This is a genomic window from Methanobrevibacter sp. (genome assembly GCF_045636185.1).
In the GTDB taxonomy this organism is placed as follows: Archaea; Methanobacteriota; Methanobacteria; order Methanobacteriales; family Methanobacteriaceae; genus Methanocatella.
In genome coordinates this window covers 1-4,167 of the sequence record NZ_JAZTXC010000050.1, presented here as the reverse complement: position 1 = coordinate 4,167, position 4,167 = coordinate 1, and the positions used below count along the sequence as shown (strand labels likewise).

The 4,167-nt window shown below is 33.7% G+C and carries 3 protein-coding genes, 1 tRNA gene and 1 other RNA gene; 3 read left to right on the top strand and 2 right to left on the bottom strand.

Annotated features, from left to right (window positions below):
* Positions 1–48 precede the first annotated feature (48 nt).
* Genes ACKI3Q_RS03100 through ACKI3Q_RS03090 form a run of 3 tightly spaced genes read left to right on the top strand, consistent with a single transcriptional unit; the run spans position 49 to position 3,642 of the window.
* A complete protein-coding gene (locus ACKI3Q_RS03100) occupies positions 49–1,596 on the top strand; it encodes a radical SAM protein (protein WP_407414151.1) in 1,548 nt (515 codons plus the stop codon).
* 32 nt (positions 1,597–1,628) lie between these two features.
* Positions 1,629–2,747: a pyridoxal phosphate-dependent aminotransferase gene (locus ACKI3Q_RS03095; RefSeq protein WP_407414149.1), complete on the top strand. Its 1,119-nt coding sequence runs from the start codon at positions 1,629–1,631 to the stop codon at positions 2,745–2,747.
* On the top strand, positions 2,740–3,642 hold the full coding sequence (locus ACKI3Q_RS03090; RefSeq protein ID WP_407414147.1) for a cation diffusion facilitator family transporter: 903 nt from the start codon (positions 2,740–2,742) through the stop codon (positions 3,640–3,642). The genes ACKI3Q_RS03095 and ACKI3Q_RS03090 overlap by 8 nt, the downstream gene beginning before the upstream one ends.
* Before the next feature lie 4 nt (positions 3,643–3,646).
* Here ACKI3Q_RS03090 and ACKI3Q_RS03085 read toward each other — a convergent pair.
* Both ACKI3Q_RS03085 and ffs read right to left on the bottom strand, forming a co-directional pair.
* Positions 3,647–3,730: transfer RNA gene (locus tag ACKI3Q_RS03085), tRNA-Ser, on the bottom strand.
* 60 nt (positions 3,731–3,790) lie between these two features.
* Positions 3,791–4,104: signal recognition particle sRNA (gene ffs / locus ACKI3Q_RS03080), an RNA gene on the bottom strand.
* Positions 4,105–4,167: the final 63 nt, after the last annotated feature.

Sequence of the window (4,167 nt, the reverse complement as noted above, 5' to 3'; positions counted from 1 at the left end):
AATTGTGAAAATAAGCGAAATAAAAAAAAATATGAAAAAAGAAAAAAAATGATATTTGAAGACAATATTTTCAAGAAAGACTATAGAAAAATAGACATCAGATTTGCTTTGTCATACCCAAATATATACAAAACTGCGATGTCATCATTAGGATATAATATATTATACAATCTCCTTAATGAGCGAACCGATACCTGGTGTGAAAGAGTCACATTCCCAAATACTACATCAATTGAGTCTAACACACCCCTAAGCAATTTTGATATTATCAGCTTTTCTCTGCAGTTTGAAGAAGATTATTTTAATGTTTTAGAAACTCTCAAAAAGGCAAATATCCCATTAAAACGAAATCAACGAAATGAAAATAATCCATTGATTATTGCAGGAGGACCCTGTGCCACTGCCAATCCAAGCCCCCTATCAGAATACATAGACATTTTTATTATAGGTGAAGGAGAAGCAATATTAAATAAATTTTTAGACAAATTCAAAGAGAATAAAGATTTAGGTAATTTTTTGGATATTGATGGCATTTATATACCGGAATTTGACAATAAAGCCAAAATTGTCCTTGCAGAATCCATGGACGATGCATATCACATAACCCAACCGATAATCACAAAAACAGATAATGAGGAATATAAGACTGTTTTTAGTGATTCAATAATGTTAAATGTTTCACGGGGGTGTACGAGAGGATGCAGATTCTGCATGTCAAGTTATCTTTATAGACCAATGAGAGAAACAGATATCAATAAGTTAATTGATATTGCTGTTGAAACCAGAGAAAACACTGATTTAAATAAGATCACATTAATTGGCGCTGCAGTCAGCGATTATTCCCAGATTGAAATGCTGATAAAAAAACTTGAAGAAAAGGATTTCCAAATTTCAACACCATCCCTCAGAATAGAATCGATTACATATGAGAGTTTAAAGCTCCTGAAAGAAAGCGGATTGAAAACAATTACTCTGGCACCTGAATCAACTGACATTCTCAGGAAAAGAATCAATAAGGACATACCTGACGAAAAAATTTTCTCAGTAATTGAAGATGCAGTTGAGCTTGACTTCAACATAAAATTATATTTTTTAATTGGACTGCCATATGAAACTATGGAGGATATTGAATGCCTTTGTGAATATATTGAAAAAATTGGAAATATGCATACCTCAAGAAAAAAAATAAAATTCAGCATAAATCCGGTTGTTCCAAAACCCCATACTCCTTTACAATGGATGAGTTATAATTTTAAAGATGTTAAACATAAAAGTAAATATATTAAAAAGAATTTGCGAAAATTTAATGTAAAGATAGAAAGTCCTAAAAAAGCACTCATTCAGTATATATTATCTTGTGGAAATAGTGATGTTTCAACAATTATTGAAAAATCATTGACCCGAAATGTAACTCTACATGAATGGATGAAATATTTACCAACATATGATATTGACGATGACCTTCCATGGGACAATATCGATACTGGCGTAAAAAAAGATTTTTTAAAAATTGAATACAAACGACTGCAATCCAAAAAGCAAACCCCATGGTGCAATGAGTCCCCATGTTATAATTGTGGAGCATGTGAAAATTAATTATATATAATAATAATTATAGAGGAATAAGTATGATTAACCCTGCGAAAAGAACAAGAACAATTGAATTATCACAAATAAGGAAAATGTTTGAAGTGACCAATCCTAATGCAATTAACTTGGGAATTGGCGAACCTGATTTTAATGTACCTGAAAATATAAAAAACGCAATGATTGAATCAATTAATGATAATGACACTCATTACACACCAAACAAAGGTTACATTGAATTGAGAGAAGAAATCGTTAAAAAATTTAAAAATGATAATGGAATAAAAACAACTCCGGAAAATATCATAGTAACCGTTGGGGCAAGTGAAGCACTATATATGTGTGCACAAGCATTTATAGAAAAAGGTGATGAAGTAATATTGCCTAATCCTAGTTTTTTATCATATGAAGCTTGCATTAATATGGCAGATGGTCAGATAGTTCCTGTTAATTGTAAAATGGAAAATGAATCTAAATTAAAAGCAAACGATGTTGAAGAAAAAATTACAGAAAACACCAAAGCTATTATATTAAATTCACCGTCAAACCCTACCGGAGCAGTTATGGAAAAGGAAGATATTAAAGCTATTGCAGATTTATCAATGGATAAAAATTTCCTCATTATCTCAGATGAGATATATGAAAAGATAATTTATGACAAAAAACACTACTCCCCAGCTAAATGGAGCGAAAATGTCGTTACATTGAACGGATTTTCAAAAACGTATGCAATGACAGGTTTAAGAATTGGATATCTGACAACTACTGAAGACTTATGCGAGGAATTGCTTAAAATTCACCAGTACAATATCGCATGTGCGACAACAACTTCACAAAGAGGTGCTCTGGAAGCATTGAGCGGACCGCAGGATGAAGTTAATAAAATGGTAGCAGAGTTCAAAAGAAGAAGAGATTTGATTGTAAGCAGATTAAACGAAATGGGCTATGAAACAGTAAATGCTGAAGGTGCATTTTACGTATTTCCAAAAATCGATGATGAAAACTTCGTTCAAAAAGCAGCAAAAGCAGGAGTAATTACAGTTCCTGGTGCTGCATTCGGATCAAACGGAAAAGGACACGTAAGAATGTCTTATGCTAATTCTTATGAAAATATTGAAAAAGCCATGGATATCTTAGAGGAGAAAATAGTAAATGGATGAAATTCGAAATAAAGAAGGCAATAAAGCAGCAATTGCCGCAGTCATATCAAATTTGATTCTTACAACATTAAATATTAGTGTAGGATATATTGGCGGAAGTTACGCATTAATTGCTGAAGGATTCCACACATTGACTGACATTGTAACAACAATTATCGCTTATATCGGATTTAAAATAGGACAAAAGCCCTCAGATGAAGAACACCCAATGGGCCACGGCAGAGCAGAAGCTGTAAGTGGACTAATCATTGTTTTATTCCTGGCAATAGTTGGATGGGGAATTATAGAAGAAGCCATAGAGAAACTTGTTAATCCAAGCAAGATTACAGTACCTAACTTTTATGTAGCATTAATGGCCATACTTGGAATATTTTTAAACCTGATTGTTAGTACATATATAATTAATATAGGTAAAAAAATAAAAAGTCCTGCTATTGTAGCAGACGGCGAACACCAGAAAACAGATATTTTTTCATCAATAGCTATTTTAGTCAGTGTTGTTGTATCCAATATCGGATACCCTATCTTTGACCCTATTGTTGGAATAATAATAGGACTGATAATCTTAAAGACAGCCTATACAATAGGCAGGGAAAATATTGATAATATACTGGGAAAAGTTCCAAATAAAAAAATCATAAAGAAAATTAAAAAGGCAGTGGATAAAACACCAGGTGCATATGAAGCCCACAATATCAGAATAGACAATTATGGGTCATACATCACCGTTAATTTACACATGAAAGTTAATGGAAAGATTACAGTTGCCGAAGCACATAAAATTGTCCATGCTGCTGAAAAAAATATTTTAAAAATACCTGAAATAAAAGCTGTTTCAATACATGCCTGTCCACTAGGAGTGGAATACGAACATCAACAAGAAATAGATAAATAATAAACGCCGGGACCGGGATTTGAACCCGGGTGGTCATATGACCATCGGATTAGCAGTCCGACGCCGTACCAGGCTGGGCCATCCCGACATATAAAACAAGATATAAAATAATATGTTAAAAGTTATTTATAAAGTTAATCATTATTATATAATGGCATGTTCAAGAGTGGACAAATCTCAAAAATATAAGTGATCTGAAAACCCAACTCCACCCCGGGATACTACAAGCATCAATTGTTAATAGTAGAGCTGCTCCCTTCCGGGCCTGACACGTTCCTATATTAAAGATGATTCTCCTTTACCCTCCAGTAAAGACCTCATCACCATTAATCCTGTAGGACGAAGTTTCTATGTTGTTTTTCCAGGCTTATACTTCCTTAAAAAGCCGCCTCTTGAACTTCGACTGCACCAAAGGGGGTGTGTGCTTACAGAGGACCCCTAACCCTCCAGTCTAGCCACTATTATTTAAGTCGGATCGTAGCCATGTCGTTCTGTGAGCCAAGGAGTTGGGTACCACAGTTGGCT

What these genes read in the sequence shown, in the direction of transcription:
- ACKI3Q_RS03090 (WP_407414147.1), top strand. Translation starts at nt 2,740, where the DNA reads ATGGATGAAATTCGAAATAAAGAAGGCAATAAAGCAGCAATTGCCGCA.
- ACKI3Q_RS03095 (WP_407414149.1), top strand. Translation starts at nt 1,629, where the DNA reads ATGATTAACCCTGCGAAAAGAACAAGAACAATTGAATTATCACAAATA.
- ACKI3Q_RS03100 (WP_407414151.1), top strand. Translation starts at nt 49, where the DNA reads ATGATATTTGAAGACAATATTTTCAAGAAAGACTATAGAAAAATAGAC.